The 23,858-nt window shown below is 39.4% G+C and carries 19 protein-coding genes; 11 read left to right on the forward strand and 8 right to left on the reverse strand.

The genetic code is table 11. The features are described 5' to 3' along the window. Positions 1-585: 585 nt before the first annotated feature. The 5 genes from mnmE to rpmH form a co-directional block, all read right to left on the reverse strand. Positions 586-1,950: a tRNA uridine-5-carboxymethylaminomethyl(34) synthesis GTPase MnmE gene (gene mnmE, locus I6F50_RS17080; protein ID WP_165729271.1), complete on the reverse strand. Its 1,365-nt coding sequence runs from the start codon at positions 1,948-1,950 to the stop codon at positions 586-588. A gap of 135 nt (positions 1,951-2,085) precedes the next feature. Continuing rightward, the gene (gene yidC / locus I6F50_RS17085; protein WP_165729273.1) at positions 2,086-3,723 is read right to left on the reverse strand and encodes a membrane protein insertase YidC; all 1,638 of its coding nucleotides are present in this window, start codon (positions 3,721-3,723) and stop codon (positions 2,086-2,088) included. Between the two features lie 8 nt (positions 3,724-3,731). After that, positions 3,732-4,007: a membrane protein insertion efficiency factor YidD gene (gene yidD, locus I6F50_RS17090; protein ID WP_165729274.1), complete on the reverse strand. Its 276-nt coding sequence runs from the start codon at positions 4,005-4,007 to the stop codon at positions 3,732-3,734. 129 nt (positions 4,008-4,136) lie between these two features. Beyond that, positions 4,137-4,559 carry a ribonuclease P protein component gene (gene rnpA, locus I6F50_RS17095; protein WP_007377653.1) on the reverse strand — a complete coding sequence of 141 codons (423 nt, stop codon included), beginning with the start codon at positions 4,557-4,559 and terminating at the stop codon, positions 4,137-4,139. Positions 4,560-4,566: 7 nt separating this feature from the next. Next, positions 4,567-4,701 (reverse strand): 50S ribosomal protein L34, encoded by a 135-nt coding sequence (gene rpmH / locus I6F50_RS17100; RefSeq protein ID WP_004335215.1) that lies wholly within the window; start codon positions 4,699-4,701, stop codon positions 4,567-4,569. Between the two features lie 518 nt (positions 4,702-5,219). Here rpmH and dnaA point away from each other — a divergent pair. From dnaA to I6F50_RS17140, 8 genes are all read left to right on the forward strand, one after another. Continuing rightward, positions 5,220-6,608, forward strand: a complete 1,389-nt coding sequence (gene dnaA / locus I6F50_RS17105; protein WP_010555148.1) for a chromosomal replication initiator protein DnaA — start codon at positions 5,220-5,222, stop codon at positions 6,606-6,608. A gap of 13 nt (positions 6,609-6,621) precedes the next feature. After that, positions 6,622-7,725: a DNA polymerase III subunit beta gene (gene dnaN / locus I6F50_RS17110; RefSeq protein WP_024599960.1), complete on the forward strand. Its 1,104-nt coding sequence runs from the start codon at positions 6,622-6,624 to the stop codon at positions 7,723-7,725. Positions 7,726-7,740: 15 nt separating this feature from the next. After that, the gene (recF, locus tag I6F50_RS17115; protein ID WP_008138030.1) at positions 7,741-8,835 is read left to right on the forward strand and encodes a DNA replication/repair protein RecF; all 1,095 of its coding nucleotides are present in this window, start codon (positions 7,741-7,743) and stop codon (positions 8,833-8,835) included. Between the two features lie 12 nt (positions 8,836-8,847). Beyond that, positions 8,848-11,274: a DNA topoisomerase (ATP-hydrolyzing) subunit B gene (gene gyrB / locus I6F50_RS17120; RefSeq protein WP_165729275.1), complete on the forward strand. Its 2,427-nt coding sequence runs from the start codon at positions 8,848-8,850 to the stop codon at positions 11,272-11,274. Between the two features lie 142 nt (positions 11,275-11,416). Next, positions 11,417-12,319 (forward strand): glycine--tRNA ligase subunit alpha, encoded by a 903-nt coding sequence (glyQ, locus tag I6F50_RS17125; protein ID WP_007584197.1) that lies wholly within the window; start codon positions 11,417-11,419, stop codon positions 12,317-12,319. Between the two features lie 2 nt (positions 12,320-12,321). Continuing rightward, a complete protein-coding gene (gene glyS, locus I6F50_RS17130; protein WP_197161615.1) occupies positions 12,322-14,391 on the forward strand; it encodes a glycine--tRNA ligase subunit beta in 2,070 nt (689 codons plus the stop codon). A 75-nt stretch (positions 14,392-14,466) separates the two neighbouring features. Continuing rightward, a complete protein-coding gene (locus tag I6F50_RS17135) occupies positions 14,467-14,916 on the forward strand; it encodes a hypothetical protein (RefSeq protein WP_197142510.1) in 450 nt (149 codons plus the stop codon). 66 nt (positions 14,917-14,982) lie between these two features. After that, positions 14,983-15,678, forward strand: coding sequence for a hypothetical protein (locus I6F50_RS17140; RefSeq protein ID WP_197142508.1), 696 nt, complete (start codon positions 14,983-14,985; stop codon positions 15,676-15,678). Positions 15,679-15,685: 7 nt separating this feature from the next. Here the strand turns inward: I6F50_RS17140 and tusA are convergent, their stop codons facing one another. The 3 genes from tusA to fadB all read right to left on the reverse strand — a co-directional run bounded on the left by tusA (position 15,686) and on the right by fadB (position 19,575). Then, a complete protein-coding gene (gene tusA / locus I6F50_RS17145; protein WP_007377644.1) occupies positions 15,686-15,925 on the reverse strand; it encodes a sulfurtransferase TusA in 240 nt (79 codons plus the stop codon). Between the two features lie 316 nt (positions 15,926-16,241). After that, positions 16,242-17,411: an acetyl-CoA C-acyltransferase FadA gene (gene fadA, locus I6F50_RS17150; protein WP_007584192.1), complete on the reverse strand. Its 1,170-nt coding sequence runs from the start codon at positions 17,409-17,411 to the stop codon at positions 16,242-16,244. Positions 17,412-17,415: 4 nt separating this feature from the next. Then, positions 17,416-19,575, reverse strand: a complete 2,160-nt coding sequence (gene fadB / locus I6F50_RS17155; RefSeq protein ID WP_165729279.1) for a fatty acid oxidation complex subunit alpha FadB — start codon at positions 19,573-19,575, stop codon at positions 17,416-17,418. 193 nt (positions 19,576-19,768) lie between these two features. On the opposite strand from fadB, the gene I6F50_RS17160 reads away from it, so the two are divergent. The 3 genes from I6F50_RS17160 (at position 19,769) to I6F50_RS17170 (ending at position 23,830) form a co-directional block, all read left to right on the forward strand. Further along, complete coding sequence (locus tag I6F50_RS17160) at positions 19,769-21,655, forward strand: transglycosylase SLT domain-containing protein (protein ID WP_165729280.1); 1,887 nt, start codon at positions 19,769-19,771, stop codon at positions 21,653-21,655. A 149-nt stretch (positions 21,656-21,804) separates the two neighbouring features. Continuing rightward, positions 21,805-23,127, forward strand: coding sequence for a Xaa-Pro dipeptidase (pepQ, locus tag I6F50_RS17165; protein WP_197161599.1), 1,323 nt, complete (start codon positions 21,805-21,807; stop codon positions 23,125-23,127). An 88-nt stretch (positions 23,128-23,215) separates the two neighbouring features. Continuing rightward, positions 23,216-23,830 carry a YigZ family protein gene (locus I6F50_RS17170; protein ID WP_008171987.1) on the forward strand — a complete coding sequence of 205 codons (615 nt, stop codon included), beginning with the start codon at positions 23,216-23,218 and terminating at the stop codon, positions 23,828-23,830. Positions 23,831-23,858 lie beyond the last annotated feature (28 nt).

The following is a 23,858-nucleotide window of genomic DNA, read 5'->3' on the forward strand; positions in this document are numbered from 1 at the left end:
TGATCTCGGTATTTTTAATTTTATGCGAATTTAGAGCTGCTATTTTTATTAATTTTGCTGGTGGAGTAAGCAGATCAAAAGTTTTGAATACTTAGCAGTTGAGTTATTTTATTTAAAAATCACAGTGATCATCAAATTATATGTTGTCAAAAGTAAGCTTTTTAGAGTACTAATCAGTGTTTTTTAGCTCTTTAATTGAGCGAATAGCATCATCTTTTGCGTGTATGAGGTGTGTTTTAGTGCATTTTTGTGAGCTAAAGTAAGTATAAGGAAGCCATTTATAACTACTTTTTGTATGACATATAACGCTATTAAAGCGCGCGGTTGTTTGAAAAGGCATTGGTTTTAGTCTTAATAATAGGTGTAATTTGTGCTATTAATTCCCCCAATAAGCACTCTCAGTATTGCCTACTCTATATAATCTGACCTCTCTTAGCACGTAACAAAGGTAGTTTTGGATATGATTTTATTGGCAGTAATTTGCAGGCATCAGGTGTATAAATATATATTTTACAGCTGAATATTTTACATAAAAAAAGAGCACCTAAGTGCTCTTATAATAAAAATATATCTGTAATAGGGTGTTTATTTACCAATACAAAACGAGCTAAATATTTTGCCAAGTAGGTCGTCTGAGGTAAATTCACCTGTAATTTCATTTAAATGCTGTTGTGTTAAACGCAGTTCTTCAGCGAGTATTTCACCAGCAATGTGCATTTCTAATTGTGTTTTACCCGTTTCTAAATGATACGCAGCACTTTCTAGTGCATCTAAATGACGACGGCGCGCCATAAAGCCACCTTCTGTTGCGCCTTGAAAACCTATACACGCTTTTAAATGCTCGCGAACAAGTTCAATACCGTCAGCATTTTTAGCACTTAAGCTGATTACCGGGTATTGTTGCTCTTGCTCCATTCCGACTATGTCGCCCGATAAATCAGCTTTATTTCTGATGACCGTAACCCCCATACCTTCTGGTAATTTTGCCATAAATTCAGGCCAAATTTTGTGCGGGTCAGTATCTATAGTATCAGTGCCATCAAGCATAAATAAAACGCGGTCGGCTTGGTTTATTTCATCCCATGCACGCTCAATACCTATTTGTTCTACTCTGTCTGGGCTTTCGCGTAGGCCTGCTGTATCTATAATATGCAGTGGCATACCATCTATATGTATATGCTCTCTTAGTACGTCGCGAGTGGTACCGGCTATTTCTGTTACGATTGCGGCTTCACGACCGGCTAGGGCGTTAAGCAGGCTTGATTTACCCGCATTAGGGCGACCTGCAATAACAACACGCATACCTTCGCGCATGATGCTGCCTTGCTTCGCTTGGTTGGTTACAGTGTTAAGCTGAGTAATAATCGCGTCTAAGTCTCCTGACACTTTACCATCGGATAAAAAATCAATTTCTTCATCAGGAAAATCTATTGCCGCTTCTACATACATACGTAAGTGAATTACTTTTTCTACGAGTGTTTCTATGTGTTTAGAAAATTCACCTTGGAGAGACTGTAGGGCGCTTTTAGCGGCTTGCTCGCTGGTAGCATTAATTAAGTCGGCGATGGCTTCTGCTTGTGTTAAATCAAGCTTGTCATTCATAAATGCGCGCTCTGAGAACTCACCAGGCTTTGCTAAACGAACGCCCTCTATTTTACTAATTTCTTTAAGTAACATATCCAGTACTACAGGACCGCCGTGGCCTTGTAATTCAAGTACGTCTTCACCAGTAAATGAGTTAGGACCTGCAAAGTAAATGGCAATACCTTGATCAAGTTGCTCGCCAGCAAGGCTTTTAAATGGCACATAATCGGCGTAGCGAACTTTAGGTATTTTACCTACTACTTTTTCAGCGACACTTTTAGCAAGGCTACCTGAAACGCGAATAATACCAACACCACCACGTCCAGGTGCTGTTGCTTGTGCTGCAATTGTATCTTGATTGATCATGCTATTAATTTGCCAACGATGAGTAACTTTATGCCCGTATTGTAACCTATCGATTTATTTGTAGCGAATAGCTGTGGTGAAAAACAGGCAATAAAAAAGGCGACCGAAGTCGCCTTTATATAAGTAGGAGCTTAGTTAGCCTCTTACTTTAATTCCTTTCTTTTCCATGCCACGGTAGATGATTAACATCTGGACAATAGAAATAAGGTTAGACACTAACCAGTAAAGAACTAAACCAGATGGGAACCATAAGAAGAATACAGAGAAGATAACCGGCATAAAGGTCATCATTTTTTGCTGCATTGGATCAGTAACCGTCATAGGTTGTAGCTTTTGCGTCACAAACATACTCGCACCAAATAATATTGGTAGTACGTAGTACGGGTCTTGTGCAGAAAGGTCAGTTAACCAAAAAATGAATTCAGCATGGCGAAGTTCAGTAGACTCTAAGAATACGTAGAACAAGGCTAAGAAAATTGGCATTTGTAGCAAAATAGGGAAACAGCCACCCATTGGGTTAACTTTTTCTTTTTTGTACATTTCCATTGTTGCTTGGCCGAACTTTTGACGGTCATCACCAAACTTTTCTTTAAGGGCTGCCATTTTAGGCTGTAGGGCACGCATTTTTGCCATTGAAGTGTATTGCGCTTTAGTAAGTGGGTACATTAACGATTTTACGATAATAGTGATGGCAATAATTGCTACACCCCAGTTACCTAAAATGCTGTGTAGCCATTTTAGCAATACAAATAAAGGTTGCGAAATAAACCATAACCAACCGTAATCTACAGTTAGGTCTAGGTCTGGGTGAATAGCTTCAAGAATATCTGACTCTTTCGGGCCCATATAATAAGTAGCAGTTAGTATTTGCTCACTACCAGCTTGAATATTTACAGCAGGGTCTTTAGCACCAATAATAGCGGCATTACTTTTTGTAATTAAGCTATAAATTGTATTTGATTGATCTTGCATTGGAACCCAAGCACTTACAAAGTAATGCTGAATAAAGGCAACATAACCACCTTGTGTACTTTTATTTAGGTTTTTGTCAGCCATATCTGAAAAACTATACTTTTCGTAAGGTTCTTCATCAGTACCGTATGCAGCACCTAAATAGTTTTGATCAACCATGCTGCCTTTTTCTTGTACGGTACGCTTAATTTGCGTGTATAGCTGTACTTGAAGTGGTGTGCTTGTTGTATTGTTAACTTTGTATTCTAAACCAACATCATATTGACCTTTTTTGAATACGTACGTCTTAGTAAAGTTAACACCATTACTATCAGTAAACTGAAGTGGAACGCGAAGCTCATCACCCGTTAAGGTATATGTTTTTTGTTCGGTACTATAAGTAGGGCGACCATTAGCTGATGCATCAGGGCCATTTAAGCCAATTAAGCCACTTTGTGAAAAGTATTGTCTACCTTCAATAAGCTCACCAAGAAGCATATAAGGTGTGTCGCTACCTTTGGTATCTTCATACTGAAGAAGATCTGCTTCAACAATATCACCGCCTTTGGTGTCAATTTTAACTTTAAAAACGTCAGTAGTGATATTAATTACAGAACGTTTAGCTAAAGTTGCTGAAGCGGGTAAACCTGAATCTGACGATGAAGGGATATAATCATCCGACTCTGGTGAATTTGCTTGTAGTGTTTGTGTTGTGGCACTTGGATCGACTTTAGGCTTGTTGTAATCATTATCCCATTCTTGGAACAATAAAAACGACACTAGCATTAGGCCAATTAATAAAAACGTGCGTTGCGATTCCATAACAGCTCTTATTTCTCGTGTTGGTGGTTAATATGGGTTAATTTTTCAGGGACGGGGTCTTCTCCACCTGAATGTAAAGGATGGCATTTTAATATGCGTTTTAAAGCTAACCAACTACCTTTTATAAATCCATGCAAATTAATTGCTTGAATTGCATAATGTGAGCAGCTTGGATTAAAACGACAATGCGGACCTAACAGCGGGCTAATCCACTTTTGATAACCGCGGATAAATAACACTAAACAAAACCTCGGTAAAGCAACAAGTGGTTTAAGTAACCTCATGATGTTTATGCCCCTACTTAAGTTTAGTGAGATAGATATCATGTATTTAAAGACTCAATTAGAAAATTTAAATGCATGATTAAAAGGTGAGCTAAAGATACATTAATTAACCCTGCAATTCTATTGCAATTAGGTTTGTTTATTAGATTTAGCTGATTTGTTTGGGCGTTTCTTAAAAGGTGGCGGTTTAGGTGCACCTGGTTTACAGCGTTCGTTAATTTTTCGCCATAATTTAGTAAGTTGTTTGGTTATTTCTTCATTAGACTGTTCATCAATACCATTTTTAACCATAAGCACAATATCAATATTATCGATGCTGTGTTGATTTAAACGAAAACTTTCGCGAGCAAGACGTTTAATACGGTTTCGTTGGCATGCCTTTTTTACACGTTTTTTAGCAACAGTAAGACCTAACCGAGGTTTATCTTGGTCATTTGGTTTAGCTAATAGAGTAAAGAAAGGAGTTGCAGCCCGAGCGGGTTCATTAAATATGCGAGAGTAATGCGAGGGAGTTAACAGACGTAACTCCCTGCCAAAGCTAAAGTCTTCCACTTATAAATTAAGCAGAAAGAACTTTGCGGCCTTTAGCGCGGCGACGTGCTAATACTTTACGGCCATTTACAGTTGCCATGCGAGCACGGAAGCCGTGTGCACGTTTGCGTTTTAAAACGCTAGGTTGAAAAGTTCTTTTCATAACAATCTCATCCGATCGGTTAAAGTTAAAACATCCTATACAGGTCGCGATCCTGGCATAGGTGCCATTGCGAGCGCGAGATATTATAGAGTAAGTAATGTAAAGTCAATCATAATTACGTTAAGGGTATATAACCCACCTACTACTATATAAGAGATCATATAAGGCGATCGGTTAGGATCATCATAAATAAGAAGTTTTCCACAGCCCCTGTATAAAAAGTGAATAAAAGCGGGGGAAAAGTAAATTGGATCGTAAATTTGGTTCGCGATCTTGGTGTTATTTTGTTATGATCTCCTCTCAGGATCTAAAATAAAAACTGTTTTAAATCAGTTTGTTAATGATTTTATACATCGATATCAACAATTTTACAAAAATCAATCTTTTACTTGTGGATAAAGTGCCTTCATAATACGCGGTCTTGGGTCGCTTATTGGACCATTTGAACGCAATAAATGTATGATTTATAATCATTAATGATGTGCGGGAATAAAAATTATATCTCTGGGAGTTTAACTGTGTATCTGTCGGTTTGGCAAAGTTGTTTATATGTATTGCAAGATGAGCTGCCTTCGCAGCAATTCAGTATGTGGGTAAGACCGCTACAAGCAGAAAGTACCGAAGATACCTTGACGATTTATGCACCTAATCGCTTTGTGCTTGATTGGGTGAGAGAAAAGTACCTAAATAGAATTAACGAATTACTAGTAGAAATTTGTGGTGTTGAAGCCCCAAAACTACGTTTTGATGTAGGTAGTAAACCTTTATTAAATGCACAAGCTGCACCGGTTATAGAAACTCAATCGGCACCAAGTGCACACGCTTCAGCAAAACAACAGCCTCGCGAGCAAAAGCCAGTTGTTGAACCTGCACCTAAGTCAGGTTACAAATCTAACATTAAAGAAAACTATACTTTTGATAGCTTTGTTGAAGGTAAATCAAACCAATTAGCAAAAGCTGCGGCCACACAGGTTGCCGACAATCCTGGCTCTGCTTTTAACCCTGTATTTATATACGGTGGCACAGGTTTAGGTAAAACTCACTTATTACATGCGGTAGGTAATGGCATTATGGCAAATAAGCCAGATGCTAAAATTGTTTACATGCATTCAGAACGCTTTGTTCAAGACATGGTAAAGGCACTTCAAAATAATGCGATAGAAGAATTTAAGCGTTATTACCGCAGTGTTGATGCATTAATGATTGATGATATTCAATTTTTTGCTAACAAAGAGCGTTCACAAGAAGAATTTTTTCATACCTTTAATGCATTGCTCGAAGGTAACCAACAAATTATTTTAACCTCTGACCGTTACCCTAAAGAGATTGAAGGCGTTGAAGATAGGCTTAAATCACGTTTTGGTTGGGGATTAACAATTGCGATAGAGCCACCAGAGCTTGAAACGCGCGTTGCTATTTTGATGAAAAAAGCCCAGCAAAGTAAGATTAACTTACCACACGAAGTTGCCTTTTTTATTGCCAAAAAATTACGTTCGAACGTACGTGAATTAGAAGGTGCACTTAACCGTGTAATTGCTAATGCTAACTTTACGGGTCGTCCAATTTCTATTGATTTTGTAAAAGAAGCGCTACGCGATTTACTTGCCTTGCAAGATAAACTGGTTACCATAGACAATATTCAGCGCACCGTTGCTGAGTACTATCGAATTCGTATATCAGATCTGTTATCTAAGCGCCGCAGCCGCTCTATAGCGAGGCCGCGCCAAGTAGCTATGGCATTATCTAAAGAATTAACTAATCACAGCTTACCTGAGATTGGTGACGCATTTGGTGGACGCGATCATACGACCGTATTACATGCATGTCGTAAGATAAAATCACTACGTGACGAAAGCCACGAAATTAAAGAAGATTACCAAAACTTAATAAGAACATTGTCATCTTAGGGCTGACTTTATTATGCAAATAACAATATCAAGACAACAATTTTTAAAGCCATTGGTGCAAGTGTCTGGCGCAATAGAGCGCAAACACACGTTGCCAATTTTATCTAACGTTTTGTTAGTGGTAGAAAACGGACAACTTTCAATGACGGGTACTGACCTTGAAATTGAATTAGTTTCTGGCGTATTTGTAGGTGATGATATTGCCGATACAAAACTAACGTTACCCGCTAAAAAGTTACTCGATATTTGTAAAAGTCTACCAGACGGTTCGGACATTACTTTAAGCTTGCAAGAGCATCAATTACTTTTGACCAGTGGTAAAAGCCGTTTTTCATTAACGACTTTATCGGCTGATGATTTTCCTAATTTAGAAGAGTGGGACGGAGAAGTTGAATTTCAACTTACTCGTTTAGAGTTACGTAAGTTACTCGAAAGCACGCATTTTTCAATGGCAAATCAAGACGTACGTTATTACTTAAATGGTATGTCGTTTGAAGTAGATAATACCGATATAAAAACAGTAGCAACAGATGGTCACCGTTTAGCTATAGCGCAAAAGCAATTAACGCAATCGCTTAATACTCAACGCCAATTAATTATACCTCGCAAAGGTGTGCAAGAAATTATGCGCCTTATGGTAGCAGATGACGAATTGGTAACAATTCAGTTTGGTGCCAACCATATTCGTATTATCGATCTTGAGTTTACATTTACAAGTAAACTAGTTGATGGACGCTTTCCTGATTACCGTCGTGTATTACCACGTGGTGGCGACAAAGTAATTACAGCTAACCGAGAATGGTTACGTAATGCGTTTCAACGTGTGTCTATTTTATCTAATGAAAAGTTTCGTGGCGTACGCTTAAACTTATCAAATGGTTTATTAAAAATTACGGCCAATAACCCAGAGCAAGAACAAGCTGAAGAAGTTGTTGAAGTAAGTTACGAAGGCGCAGACCTAGAAATAGGGTTTAACGTGTCTTACGTATTAGACGTACTTAACACATTAAAAACAGAAGACGTACTATTTACATTAGCCGACTCAAACAGCAGTGCATTAATTGAAGGTGCAGGCGATGAAGAAGCAATGTACGTTGTTATGCCTATGCGTTTATAAGACTATAAATACATAATGAGCTTAAGTCATTTGAGCCTCAAATATTTTCGTAATATTGAGGCGCTGACGCTAGAACCAGTTAACGGCGTTAATATAATATATGGTGAAAATGGCAGCGGAAAAACCAGCCTTTTAGAGGCTATCTATTACCTTTCTCACGGCAAATCTTTTCGCACTCCAAAACACAAAAGTATTATTGCGCATCAGCAAGAGCAGTTTGTAATTCACGGGCGCAAAACAATACACGACTTATCTATTCCAATTGGTATTAGTAAAACCCAAACGGGTGAAACCAATTTAAAAATTCAAGGTAAGGCGAGCCGTAAAATATCCGAACTAGCTCAACTCATGCCAGTGCAAATTATTACACCAGAGAGCTATTCTTTATTTTTTGGTGGGCCTAAAGAGCGCAGAAAGTTTTTAGATTTAGGTTTGTTCCACGTGGAACATGAGTTCTTTTTTTTATGGCAATCGTTCAATAAAGTACTTAAACAACGTAATGCATTGTTAAAAACTAAGCCCAAGAATTATTTTGACCAAATTAAGTTTTGGGACAAAGAATTTGTTAGACTGGCTGAAGAAATAAATAAATTAAGATTGGCGTATATAAGTAGGTTTAAGCAGCAATTTTTTGATAAAATGTGTGCAGAATTAACGCTTGTACGTGATTTAGAAATGACCTTTAACGCAGGTTGGAAAGAGACCGAATCTCTTGCAGATGCGTTAGAGCAAAACTTTGAGCGAGATGCTCGCCAAGGGTTTACAAGTAAAGGCCCTCATAAGGCTGATTTTAGTTTTAGTGTCGCTGGCAACAGTGTAGAGAATACGTTCTCACGCGGTCAATTAAAGTTACTATTGTATGCGTTAAAAGTTACGCAAAATAGCTTAATTGAGTCAGAGACAGATAAGCAATCTATATTGCTAATAGATGATCTACCTTCAGAGTTAGGCGAAGATACAAAAGAGAAAGTGGGTCAATTACTTGCTCACTGTAGTTCTCAAATTTTTATCTCTTCAATTTTGTCTGAAAGTATTTCTGCTGTGGTGGAACCCATGCAACGAGAACTACAAATGTTCCACGTGAAACATGGCAACCTAATAACAAGATAAGTGGGATTAACCATGTCTGAGAATTATGACTCGTCGAGTATTAAAGTACTTAAAGGATTAGACGCAGTAAGAAAGCGTCCTGGAATGTATATTGGGGACACCGATGATGGCACAGGCTTACACCACATGGTGTTTGAGGTCGTTGATAACTCGATCGATGAAGCCTTAGCAGGTCATTGTGATGATATTTATGTAACGATTCACTTAGATGGTTCTGTCTCAGTACGAGATAACGGTCGTGGTATCCCAACTTCTATTCATGAAGAAGAAGGCGTATCAGCAGCCGAAGTTATTATGACGGTACTTCATGCCGGTGGTAAGTTTGATGATAACTCTTATAAAGTATCAGGTGGCTTGCACGGTGTTGGTGTTTCTGTTGTAAATGCACTTTCAGAAAAACTAAAACTTACAGTTCGCCGTGAAGGTAAACTTCATGAGCAGTTTTACACTATGGGTGTTCCAGATGCACCTTTAGCTGTTATTGGTGAATCGGACACGACTGGTACAGAACTGCGTTTTTGGCCAAGTGGTGAAACATTTACAAACTTAGATTTTCATTACGAAATTTTAGCTAAGCGTTTACGCGAGCTTTCATTCCTAAATTCAGGTGTGAGCATCATTTTAAATGATGAACGTGAAGAAAATAAATCTGACCACTTTAAATACGAAGGCGGTATTCAAGCTTTCGTTGAATACTTAAACCGTAATAAAACACCTATACATAAAGGTGTATTCCATTTTACTCACGAACGTGAAGAAGATGGTATTAGCGTTGAAGTATCAATGCAGTGGAATGATGCATACCAAGAAAATATTTACTGTTTCACAAATAATATTCCACAACGTGATGGTGGTACTCACTTAGCCGGTTTTAGATCAGCGCTAACACGTACACTTAATAACTACATGGAAAAAGAAGGCTTTAACAAAAAAGCTAAAACAACCAGCAATGCTACCGGTGATGATGCCCGTGAAGGCTTAACGGCTGTTGTTAGTGTTAAAGTTCCGGATCCTAAGTTCTCATCGCAAACTAAAGACAAGCTTGTTTCAAGTGAAGTTAAGTCTGCAGTTGAACAAGCAATGGCTGAAAAATTCACTGAGTTTTTATTAGAAAACCCAACTGATGCCAAAATTGTTGTAGGTAAGATTATTGATGCCTCACGTGCTCGTGAAGCGGCGCGTAAAGCCCGTGAAATGACACGTCGTAAAGGTGCAATGGACTTAGCAGGCTTACCTGGTAAGCTAGCTGATTGCCAAGAAAAAGATCCTGCCCAATCTGAACTATATATAGTGGAAGGGGACTCTGCTGGCGGATCAGCCAAGCAGGGGCGTAACCGTAAAAACCAAGCTATTCTTCCGCTTAAAGGTAAAATCTTAAACGTAGAAAAAGCACGTTTTGATAAAATGTTATCTTCGCAAGAAGTAGCAACACTAATTACTGCATTAGGGTGTGGTATTGGTCGTGACGAATATAACCCTGAGAAATTACGTTACCACCGTATCATCATCATGACCGATGCGGACGTGGATGGTTCTCACATTCGTACGTTACTATTAACATTCTTCTATCGCCAAATGCCTGAAATTGTAGAACGCGGCTATATTTACATTGCTCAACCACCACTTTATAAAGTGAAAAAAGGTAAGCAGGAGCGTTATATTAAAGATGACCCTGCATTAGTTGAATACCTAACATCGCTTGCTCTTAATGGTGCAGCGTTGTATGCAAGTACAGATGCACCAGCTCTTGAAGGTGAGGCACTAGAGTCAATAGTTCACGATTATCAAAACACAGTTAAAGTAATTGAGCGTTTAAAGCGTAAATACCCTAACACGGTAATGGAACGCTTAATTTATCAAACAGAATTGAAAACTGATGACCTTTCAGATGAAGCTAAAGTAATTGCTTGGACTAAAGTGTTGGTTGACGACCTGATTGCACGTGATGAAGATGCGACTATTTTCCATGCTGGTACAGAGCATGATGCTGAGCGTAATATGTATTACCCGGTTGTGAATATTCGTCAGCACGGTGTAGATAAAGCACACGTACTTCATTATGACTTTATTGCGTCACGTGACTACCAACGCATTGCTGTGACTGGTACTAACATCGCAAACATCCTTAGCGAAGGTGCATATATTCAACGTGGTGAGAAAACAAAACCTGTTGATAACTTTGTGGATGCTTTGGAATGGTTGATCACAGAATCGAAGCGCGGGATCTATATTCAACGCTATAAAGGACTGGGCGAAATGAACCCAAGCCAGCTTTGGGAGACCACAATGGATCCTAGTGCTCGCCGTATGTTACAAGTAACGATCGAAGATGCTGTTGGCGCGGATCAATTATTTGCGACCTTAATGGGTGACCAAGTAGAGCCTCGTCGTGAGTTTATTGAAAAGAACGCACTACGTGTAGTTAACTTAGACGTGTAAAAAATATTGCTTACATAGAAAAAGGAGCCTAATGGCTCCTTTTTTATTTTCTTCAATTACACAAACTGCTTAAAACCTGAGTGTACACACGGTATACTAAGGGTAATTTTCACGCTACTTCTTAGATAGTAAAAAGCCAAATATGCAAAAATATGACGTAAAAACCTTTCAAGGTTTGATCCTGGCTTTACAGGATTATTGGGCGCAGCAAGGCTGTGTCATTATTCAACCACTTGATATGGAAGTGGGCGCAGGGACATTTCACCCGCAAACTTTTTTAAAGTCTATTGGTCCAGAGCCAATGGCGAGTGCATACGTGCAACCGTGTCGTCGTCCTACCGATGGTCGCTACGGTGAAAATCCAAATCGCTTACAACACTACTACCAATTTCAGGTGGTTTTAAAGCCATCGCCAGATAACATCCAAGAGCTTTATTTAGGCTCTTTAGCGGCTATGGGTATCGATACACTAACTCACGAAGTTCGCTTTGTAGAAGACAACTGGGAATCACCTACGTTAGGTGCGTGGGGCCTAGGTTGGGAAATTTGGTTAAACGGCATGGAAGTAACGCAGTTTACCTACTTCCAACAAGTTGGTGGTATTGAGTGTTCACCAGTAACGGGTGAGATCACTTACGGCCTAGAGCGTTTAGCAATGTACATTCAAGGCGTAGATAGTATTTACGACTTAGTATGGGCAGACGGTCCACTAGGGCGCGTAACCTACGGCGACGTGTTCCATCAAAATGAAGTAGAGCAGTCTACTTACAATTTTGAACACGCAAACGTAGAAGACTTATTTGCTCAGTTCGATAAATGTGAAGCAGAGAGCCAAAAGTTAATTGAAGCAAACTTACCACTACCGGCTTACGAGCAAGTAATGAAAGCATCGCACGCATTTAACTTACTAGACGCACGCCACGCAATTTCGGTAACCGAACGTCAACGTTATATTTTACGCGTTCGTGCGTTATCAAAAGCGTGTGCACAAAGTTACTATGACAAACGCGAAGCGCTTGGTTTCCCGCTGTGTAAGGATAAGTAAGTATGTCAGCACAAAATTTATTAGTAGAAATTGGCACAGAAGAGTTACCACCAAAAGCACTGCGTAAATTAGCAGAAGCGTTTGCTGCAAACTTAACTGCAGAGCTAGAAACATTAGAGTTAGCACACCAAGGCGTAAGCTGGTATGCATCGCCTCGTCGTTTAGGTTTACAAGTAAAAGCGCTTGAAGCTAAGCAACAAGACAAAGAAGTTGAAAAACGTGGTCCAGCTACTAAAGCCGCATTTGACGGTGACGGTAATCCAACAAAAGCAGCAATGGGTTGGGCACGTGGTTGTGGTATTGAAGTAAAAGATGCACAAACACTTGAGACTGATAAAGGCGCATGGTTATTGCACATTGCTAAAGTAGCAGGGCAAGAAACCAAATCGCTAATGACAGGTGCAATTACTAAAGCGTTAGCTAAATTACCAATTCCTAAGCCAATGCGTTGGGGCGCGAATAAAACACAATTTATTCGTCCTGTGCATACAGTCACTATTTTATTTGGTGATGAGCTACTTGAAGGCGAGATCCTTGGTAAGAAAATAACTAACCAGCTTCAAGGTCATCGTTTTCATCACCCAGAAAAAATTAGTATTAACCATGCAGACGACGTTTTTGACGTACTTAAATCGGCTTACGTTATTGCCGATTACGAACAGCGTAAAGCACAAATTCGTACGCAAATAGAAGAGGCTGCAAAAGCAGTTAACGCTGTTGTTGCAATGGATGAAGATTTACTAGAAGAAGTAACATCACTTGTAGAGTGGCCAGTTACTTTAACGGCAACATTTGAAGAAGCATTTTTAGATGTACCAGCCGAAGCGTTAATTTACACCATGAAAGACGATCAAAAATATTTCCCGTTATTAGATCAAAACGGCAAACTTTTAAATAAGTTTTTGTTTGTATCTAACATCGAAAGTAAAGATCCAAGCGTCGTTATTTCTGGTAACGAAAAAGTAGTACGCCCACGTTTAGCTGATGCACAGTTTTTCTTTGAAACAGATAAAAAGAAAACTCTAGAAAGCCGACTAGAATCGCTTGATAGCGTATTGTTCCAAAAGCAACTTGGTACGCTTAAAGATAAGTCTGCGCGTATTAGTGAGCTTGCAGGTTATATTGCTGAGCAATTAGGTGCTGATAAAGTACTAGCAGAGCGCGCTGGTCTATTAAGTAAAACAGACTTAATGACTGAAATGGTAATGGAATTTACCGACGTGCAAGGTGTAATGGGAATGCATTACGCTCGCCATGACGGTGAAGCCGAGGATGTAGCCATAGCGCAAAACGAGCAGTACATGCCACGCTTTGCAGGCGACAACTTACCTACAAATTTAATTAGCTGCGCAGTAGCGATTGCTGATAAGTTTGACACGCTGGTGGGTATTTTTGGTATAGGCCAAGCACCTAAAGGTGACAAAGACCCATTTGCTCTTCGTCGTGCTGCTATTGGTGCACTTCGCATTATGGTAGAAAAAGAACTACCACTTGATATTTTAGACCTAGTAGCTAAATCGCAAACATTGTTTGGCGACAAGTTAACTAACTTAAATGTATCAGCTGATGTATTTGAATTTATGCTAGGGCGCTTCCGTGCTTGGTATCAAGACGAAGGTATTGAAGTAGACGTAATTCAAGCAGTGCTTGCACGTCGTCCGACTAAACCTGTTGATTTTGATCGCCGTGTTAAAGCTGTGAGCCACTTCCGTACATTAGACGCAGCAGAAGCGCTTGCAGCAGCTAATAAGCGTGTAGGTAATATTCTGGCTAAAAACGACATTACCAGCCAAGGTAGTGTTGATGAGAGCTTATTAAGCGACGACGCTGAAAAAGTATTAGCATCACAAGTAGCAAAATTTGCCACTGACCTTGCACCACTTTACGCAGATGGAAACTACCAAGAAGCATTAAGCCAATTGGCAGGTATTCGCGAAAGTGTTGATAACTTTTTTGACAACGTAATGGTTATGGCCGACGATGAAGCTGTTAAGCAAAATCGTCTTGCGCTGCTAAGCCAGTTAAGCGGATTGTTTTTAGGTATTGCAGATATTTCTGTTTTACAAAAATAACACCGATTAGCAATTTTAAAAGCCAGCGTTTTGCTGGCTTTTTAGTTTTCACTGTATGCAAAGGAAACCCCATTGATGATTTCTATGAAACGAATTTTAACCTTAGCAATTGCTGGTTTACTTACTGCCTGTACAAGCCAAATTTCGATTAACGATGTATTACCACAGCAAGAGCTTGACCGCACAATTTACTTACGTGGCGACTTTACACTGTGGGATGCAGAACCCCAGTATCAGTTTGCACCAGTTGGCCCTGCGCTTTATCAAGCAGAAGTGAAATTTTCGACGCCTGGTAAAGTGTACGAATTTAAAATAGCCGATGCCGATTTTAGTGAAGGTTACAACTGTGGTTACAGCGACGCACAACCAGCAGGGCAAAAACTAACACTCGGCCAGCCAGCTATTGCAGACTGTAATACTATTTATAACTACTTTAGCTACACGCCAGCGATAAAAGGCACCTACATAGTAAGCATTGATTACAGTGACTATGATGAGCCGAAAGTGACGATAACTAAAAAATAGCTAAGCTAAAAGTCGTCAGTTTTTAGCTGCCCGAGTGAGCTTATAGATTTGCGACAAGGACGTTGAATGAAGAATAGTAATAACAAAACAGTGAATAGATATAGCAAGCTATTACTAATTGAAACCGCTGGTTTATCAATAGCATTGCTAATATTCTTAATTATTTTGATTTGGTTGCTACTTAATGAGTATAGCTTAGGTAATATTATGAATAATGTTTTAAACTTCTTAGCAAGTTTAGGGAGTATAGCAGGCGGTTGTGCTGCCCTTTATGCATTTTACTCAATTCCAAAATGGAAAAAAGATTATGATAATAAGCTTTTTAGAGAAAAGTTATATAAAGCTTTAGCGAATATAGACGCTTTAGAAGAGTTAGTTAAACTGCAAGTTGATGCAAGAAAATATTACTGTAATTATAAAATAAATTTTAATATTGACGATGACAATACTAAAAAATATGGTATTCAAATGAATAAATGGGAGCGAGAAATATCCTACCTATTTAACTTAACTAGAGACCGCTTACTGATACTAAGTGAATATAGTTATTATTTTTCGCATATAAAAAATAATGAAATAAAAGGTAACTTAGATCTTCTAAGCCGTCATATAAAAATGATTCACAATATGCCCCGTGATACTGATATGGGTATTGACGTCAGCGCAATTCATATTGATAAGGAAAATAAAGAACATATTTTAGATACAGAAATATTTAAAAAGACTAAGGATTGTTTAAAAATACAACTTGAGAATAGTTAAATATAACTTAAAGCCCTTTCTTCACCACATACCTATAAGGTGCTTCTTCTGCATCTTTAGCCACCAGCGTGTGATCCATAAACGTACAAAAGCTCGGAATGTCGCGAGTTGTTGATGGGTCATCAGCAGTTATTAATAACGTTTCACCATCACTCATTTTACGAATAGCAGCGCGTACCATCATTACTGGCTCTGGACAGCGAAGGCCTATGGCATCTAATTGGTGATCGGGGTTATCAAAGCTCATAATAAATTGACCTGTTTAATTAAAGTGATTGCTGTGTACGCGAGTGCTTAGGTATAGCAATTAATAAGTTTGGGAGTTTAACGCAATTTTAAGTGTAATTTAACTATTTTACTTATCTTAATATGCCCATATTATTTGAAACTTTATTGCTGCAAAAGACTTTATTTAATAATACGCCCGATCACATAATTACGCTGTTACATGCTTGTTTGATAAAGGGTCGTTTTCACTTAATTAAAGCTAATAAAAAAGGCGAACTGAATAAAATCAGTCCGCCTTTTTAATCACCAAGATGGTTTTACATGTTTAAAACTAATTAGTCTTGAACACGTTCAAATACAGTGGCAATGCCTTGGCCTAAACCAATACACATAGTTGCTAAACCGTATCGTACATTTTTGTCTTCCATTAAGTGAATAAGCGATGTGCTAATACGCGAACCCGAACAACCCAGAGGGTGACCAAGTGCGATTGCGCCGCCATTTAAATTCACTTTTTCGTCAACAACATCCATTAACCCTAAATCTTTCATTACAGGTAATGATTGTGCTGCAAAGGCTTCGTTAAGTTCTACTACGCCTAGGTCATCAATTGTAATACCGGCTTGAGCAAGTGCTTTTTTACTTGCTGGTACTGGGCCGTAACCCATAATTGATGGATCGCAACCAGCGACTGCCATTGCTTTAATACGCGCACGAATTGGTAAGCCAAGTTCTTTAGCTTTTTCTTCGCTCATTACTAACATTGCAGATGCGCCGTCAGAAAGTGCAGAAGACGTACCGGCTGTTACCGTACCCGATGCAGGATTAAATACAGGGCGAAGTTTTGATAGGCCTTCTACTGTTGTTTCTGGGCGAATTACTTCGTCGTCTTCAACTAATATAAGCGAACCATCTGCTGCGTGACCTTCCATTGCTAAAATTTCGCGACGAAAACGGCCTTCAACAGTTGCCGCTTGTGCACGTTGATGTGAACGGTAAGCAAATTCATCTTGTTGCTCACGGCTAATGCCATGAAGCGTTGCAAGGTATTCTGCTGTTAAACCCATTGAGCCCGATGCTTGTGCAATCGTTGTTGCTAAGCCTGGGTGAAAGTCGTTGCCGTGAGTCATAGGTACGTGACCCATGTGCTCAACACCACCAATTAGGTAAGTGTCGCCAGCGCCGGTCATTATTGCGCGTGCAGCGTCATGCAATGCTTGCATTGACGAGCCACATAAACGGTTAACCGTTACAGCAGGTACGCTGTGTGGGATACCGGCAAGTAATGCTGCGTTACGTGCTACGTTAAAGCCTTGCTCTAATGTTTGTTGTACACAACCCCAATAAATATCGTCAATTGATGCTGGATCAACTGCTGGGTTGCGATCAAGTAAGCCTTTCATTAAATGTGCGCTTAAGTCTTCAGCACGTTTATGTTTGAATACGCCACTTTTAGAGCGACCCATTGGTGTGCGGATACAATCTACAATTACTGGATTATTCATGATATTAACCTTCCACCTTATAGAAAACACGACCTTCTTCGGCCCACTTGCGAGTTTGCTCAGATACTTGGTAAATCGCACCTAGGTGAGCGTATTTGTCTGCTGCTGCAACAAAGTTAGCTAAACCAGTTTGATCTAAGTAACGGAACGCGCCGCCTCTAAATGGAGGGAAACCAACACCATAAACTAATGCCATATCTGCTTCTTGCGGAGAGGCAACAATGCCTTCTTGCAAACACAGTAGCACTTCGTTAATCATTGGAATCATACAACGGTCGATGATTTCTTGTTTATCAAATTCTTTTGGTGCGTCTGTAATTGGGCTTAATAGCTCAACTGCTGTCTCGTCATGAGACTTTTTAAGACGACCGCGACGATCTGTTTCGTATTTGTAAAAACCGGCTTTGTTCTTTTGACCAAAACGTTTTTCGTTGGCAAAAATAGTCACAGGGTCTTTATCAGCACGAGCCATACGCTCAGGGAAACCGTCAGCCATTACGCCAGTACAATGGAACGCTGTATCAATACCTACAACATCAAGTAAGTAAGCCGGACCCATAGGCCAGCCAAATACGTTTTCCATTACTTTATCTACTTTTGCAAAGTTAGCGCCTTCAACCACTAATTTGCTAAAACCTGCAAAGTAAGGGAATAAAACACGGTTTACAAAAAAGCCTGGGCAATCGTTAACAACAATTGGTGATTTACCTAATTTAAGCGCGTAATCAACTACTGCATTAATTGTTTTATCTGAGGTCTTAGCACCACGAATAATTTCTACTAATGGCATTTTTGGCACTGGATTGAAAAAGTGCATACCACAGAAGTTTTCTGGCTTATCTAGCGCTTGTGCTAGTAAATCAATACAAATAGTCGATGTGTTTGAAGTAAGTACAGTGCCTTCTGGCATGTTCTTTTCAAGATCAGCGAGTACTGCTTGCTTAACTTTAGGGTTTTCTACAACGGCTTCAACAATAATGTTGGCGCTTTGTAGGTCTGAATCGTTAAGTGTTGGTTTGATTTTGCTAAGAGTTGCCAACATTTTTTCCATTGGCATGTGGCCACGCTTAACTTTTGCACCTAATAACTTAGACGCTTCACCCATACCTAAATCAAGCGCATCTTGTTGGATGTCTTTCATTATAATAGGTGTGCCTTTATAAGCAGACTGGTATGCAATACCGCCGCCCATAATACCTGCACCTAATACAGCTGCTTGTTTAATTTCTACATCGCTGTGCTTAGCAAATTTACGTGCTTTACCTTTAATGTATTGGTCAGCTAGGAATATACCTGTTTGAGCTGCTGCTTCTGGTGTACGTGCTAATTTAGCAAAGTTGGCATTTTCGATTGCCATTGCTTCATCGCGAGTACAGTTTGCCGCTGCTTTAATAGTACGTACAGCCATAACCGGTGCAGGATAGTGGCCTTTGGTTTTACCCATTACCATACCTTCTGCCATAGCGAAGCTCATGCCTTGCTCAACACGGTTTAATTTAAGTGGCTGTAGTTTTACGTTACGTTTTGCTTGCCAATCTAGCTTGCCAGCAATCGCAAGTTCAAGCGTTGATACACTTGACTCTAAAAGTTTGTCAGTACTAACTACCGCGTCAAACGCACCTACTTTAAGGGCATCTGCTGCGCGATTTTCTGCGCCAGAGGTAATCCACATCATTGCGTTATCGGCGCCAATGATACGTGGTAAGCGCACTGTGCCACCGAACCCTGGCATTATGCCAAGCTTAACTTCTGGTAGGCCCATTTTAGCTGTTTCGCTTGCTATACGATAATCGGTAGCAAGTGCCCACTCACAACCACCGCCAAGTGCCATACCGTTTATAGCGGTTAGGGTTGGGAATGGTAAATCTTCGATTGCATCAAAAACGTCTGTTGCATTTTTGATCCACGTTACTAATTCTGCTTCTGGTTTAGTAAACGTTGGTAAAAATTCGAAGATATCGGCACCAATAATAAAGTGCTCTTTATCACTGGTAAAAATCATGCCTTTGATATCAGTATTAGCGGCTAATTCTTTTAATGCTGCCGCGCAATCTGAAAGAGTTTTTTGAGATAATGTGTTTACAGAACCTGCAACACAAAACTTAAACTCGGCGATGCTTTCCTTTAGGAAGCTAACTTCAAAGGAATCGCTTTTATATAACATTATTATTCTCCCTAGTTGACGAACTAAGACTGGTACGATGAGTTTGCATTTCAATCAGTGTGCTTGCTTTAAATTAAAAATGCAACGAAAAATTTAACTCGGTTACAATCGACTGGTTAAAATATAGCTGGTTTGGTGCTAAGGTGGTTGAAAAGTTTTTATTCACTACTTTAATTTTTTATTAAAGGACATTATGAAAAAATATTTATTAAGTGTTGCGGCAGCTGCATTCATTTTCCCTCTTTATTCTGCCGAGGCAAGTATCGATAACGAGGCATTTTTAGATGCCGAAAAAAAAGTAAGGTACGGAAGCTACCAAGACTTTAAAGAAGCGGTTAGTGGCTTAAATCATCCGTTGAAACCTTACGTTGAAAAAACATATTGGCAGCGCCATCCAAATATTAAGTATCAAGCAGAGATAGAAGACTATTTAAACATATATCAACATACTCCGCTTGAGTGGCCGGTACGTAAAGCATGGTTAGAGTATTTAAAAAAGAAAAATAAAAAAGCAGCTTATATTCGTAATTACCGTGAAACGTCTAATACTGGGCTTACCTGTACTTATTTAGATTTTCAGCTTGATTTGGGCGCACCTGAAAAAGCAATATTTAATCAGGTAACCGACCTATGGGCTGTGGGTAAGTCGCAGCCAAATGAGTGCGATAGTTTATTTTCACAGTGGCGTAAAAAAGGCTACATGAAAGAAGAAACCGTTTGGAAGCGCGTTACACTTGCTGCTGATGGCGGTACGCAAAGCTTACTACCTTATTTAAAAACGCTGTTACCTAAAAATGAAAGCTACTTAGCAGATTTATATTTAAAAGTACGTAAAGATCCAAGCGCTGCAGCTGGATTATATAGATATAAAAATAAGTCAGCTAAAGAAGGCCAAATAGCACTTTATGGTGTTAAGCGTTTAATATGGCGCGATAAAGAGCTTGCTTTGAAGGCGTGGGAAAAGTTAGAAAAAATATTTAAGTACAGTGATGAGGAAAAAGCGGGTGTGTATTACACTTTTGCATTGTCGCTTGCTTCAAGCGGGCATAAACAAGCGAGCTTTTGGCTAAATAAAGTGCCAAAAGAGCGACTAGACAGCAAGCTTATTCAATGGCAACTGGGCAATATGCTCAAAACCCAAGATTGGGAAGGTATCGCTGCGTTTTTTACAGGTAAAGAAAACTTAAGCCTTGGCCAACAATATTGGTTAGCTTACAGCTATGCAAAACGTGGTGAGCAACAAAAAGCCGACGACATTTGGAAAACCGTAGCGGCTAATCGTGATTATTACGGCTTTTTAGCAGCTGCGCGTTTGGGTTTACCTGTTGATTTAAATAATCAACCTTTAGCTGTTGATAAGGTACTTGTAGATAAAGTAAGGAATGCACCAGGTTATAAGCGCGCAAAAGCACTTTACGATATTGAGCGCTTTACGTCGGCGCGCCGTGAGTGGAATTATTTAACGGATACGTCTAGCGATGAAGAAAAGCTAGCAGCATCACAGTTATCTACCGATTTAGGTTGGCACGACAGCACTATTTTTACTTTAGCAAAAATTAAAGCGTGGGATAACGTAGAGCAACGCTTTCCGTTTGCTTTCCAAGATGTATTTGAGCGCTACAGTAAACGTAGCAAAATAGATGTTGCCTGGAGTATTGCTATTGCAAGGCGCGAAAGCTCTTTTGCGCCAGATGCACGCTCGCATGCTAATGCACGTGGTTTAATGCAGTTATTACCTAGTACTGCTGAGTATGTAAATAAAGGCAGTGTGACAAGTAGTCGTTTATATCAACCTAAAACAAATATTAGGTTGGGTACGAGTTACTTACAATACTTAAAAAAGAAAAACCATGGCAATGAAGTGCTGGCAACAGCTTCTTATAATGCGGGTTATCACCGTATAAAGCGTTGGTTACCTGATGACGCTATTCCGGCTGAGTTATGGGTAGAGCTTATTCCGTATCGCGAAACCCGTGATTACGTAAAAAATGTATTTGCGTACAGACAGGTTTACCATACAAGAATGGGCCGAGAAGGTAATGTATTAGCGCCGCTACTCGAAATGAAAATGGGCGGTTGAATATATGATACCAATCGACCAATAACTTAACACGATAGGTATAGGTATTAATAAGGGGGATGTTTACATGTTAAATATCCCCCTTTTTTGAGCGCTTAGTGTTTAAGTGGTAGACTCAGAGCAAGTTAAATTTAACAGATGGATTAACAATGGATAAATTAGCCGTTTTATACGCCGAACATATTGCAACACTGCAACAGCGTACTCGTACAATTTGTAATAGCGAAGGGTTAGAAGGATTAGTAATTCATTCAGGCCAAGCTAAGCGCCAGTTTTTAGATGATATGTATTATCCATTTAAAGTTAATCCACAGTTTAAAGCGTGGTTACCGGTTATTGATAATCCTCATTGCTGGATTGTGGTAAATGGCAGCGACAAACCAAAACTAATATTTTATCGTCCAGTAGATTTTTGGCATAAAGTACCAGACGAGCCTCGCGACTTTTGGGCTGAGTACTTTGATATAGAGCTATTACTTCAGCCTGATCAAGTTGAAAAGTTATTACCATACGACAAAGCTAAATACGCTTACATGGGCGAATATATTGAAGTAGCGCAAGCACTTGGTTTTAGTATTATGAACCCTGAGCCTGTACTTAACTATTTTCATTACCACCGCGCTTATAAAACGCAGTACGAGCTTGAATGTTTACGCAACGCTAACCGCATTGCAGTAGATGGGCATAAAGCTGCGCGCGATACATTTTTTAATGGCGGCAGTGAGTTCGATATTCAACAAGCGTACTTAATGGCTACACGTCAAAGCGAAAATGAAATGCCGTACGGCAACATTGTTGCGCTTAACGAAAACTGCGCTATTTTGCATTACACGCATTTTGATCCAAAAGCGCCACACACGCATAACTCATTTTTAATTGACGCCGGTGCAAACTTTAATGGTTACGCTGCTGATATTACCCGAACTTATGATTTTAAAAAGCAGGGTGAGTTTGCTGAGCTTGTGCAAGCTATGACGGTTCAACAAATTGAATTAGGTAAAGGTTTAAAGCCGGGTATGCTTTATGGTGATTTACACGTTGAATGCCATAACCGTATAGCACAAATTCTAAGTGATTTTAAAATTGTTAATTTACCTGCTGAGGAAATTGTTGAGCGTAAAATTACCTCTACTTTCTTCCCGCATGGTCTAGGGCATCACCTTGGTTTACAAGTGCATGATATGGGCGGCTTTATGAGTGACGAAAAAGGCACTCATCAGCCATCGCCAGAAGGGCATCCGTTCTTGCGTTGTACTCGTCGAATAGAGAAAAACCAAGTGTTTACCATTGAGCCAGGCTTATATTTTATTGATTCACTGCTTGGTGATTTAGCGCAAACCGATAATAAGCAATTTATTAATTGGGAAAAGGTTGAGTCATTTAAACCATTTGGCGGTATTCGTATTGAAGATAACATTATTGTTCACGAAGATAGCTTAGAGAATATGACACGAGATTTAGCGCTCGATTAATTCTAGTTAACACTAATTAGTTTATACACGTTAAAATACGTACATTATTTAAAGGGGCCTTTTGGCCCCCTTTTTACAAGTTTAAAATATGTCTGAATATAAATATCCCGCTACTGACGTTTTTCATCAAGAAGAAATTAAAAAAAGTACGTTTATAGTTCACATTGCACATACCCCCGATTTAAATTCAGCTAAAGCATTTATTAAAAGCATTGAAGAAAAGTATAGCGATGCGCGTCATAACTGCTGGGCACATGTGGCAGGCAACCCCGGTGGCAGCCATGTTTATGGTTTTTCGGACGATGGTGAACCAAATGGCACTGCAGGAAAACCTATGTTAAATGTGCTGGTGGGTTCAGGCCTTGGCGAAATCACAGCTGTTGTTACACGTTACTTTGGCGGCATAAAATTAGGCACGGGCGGGTTAGTACGTGCTTATGGTGGCTCATTAAATAATGCATTAGTAAAATTGCAAACGGTACTTAAAGTTCCCAGTGTTGAAATTACAGGGAGTAGCGAGTACAGCATGCAAGGTGCGATTGAGCAGTTATTAAAAACAAAGTATCAAGTGCTTAATATTGATAAGCAATTTACTGCTAATATTGAATGGGTGATTACAATAGATAGCCGCGAAGCTCAGCAAGCAATCAAAGATATTTTTGATTTAAGTCACGGCGCAGTTGAGTTAACTATTAAAGAGTAATAACCTACACAAATTGCATGTAATGCAT

It is taken from the genome of Pseudoalteromonas sp. NZS127_1 (assembly GCF_015864295.1).
In the GTDB taxonomy this organism is placed as follows: domain Bacteria; phylum Pseudomonadota; class Gammaproteobacteria; order Enterobacterales; family Alteromonadaceae; genus Pseudoalteromonas; species Pseudoalteromonas arctica.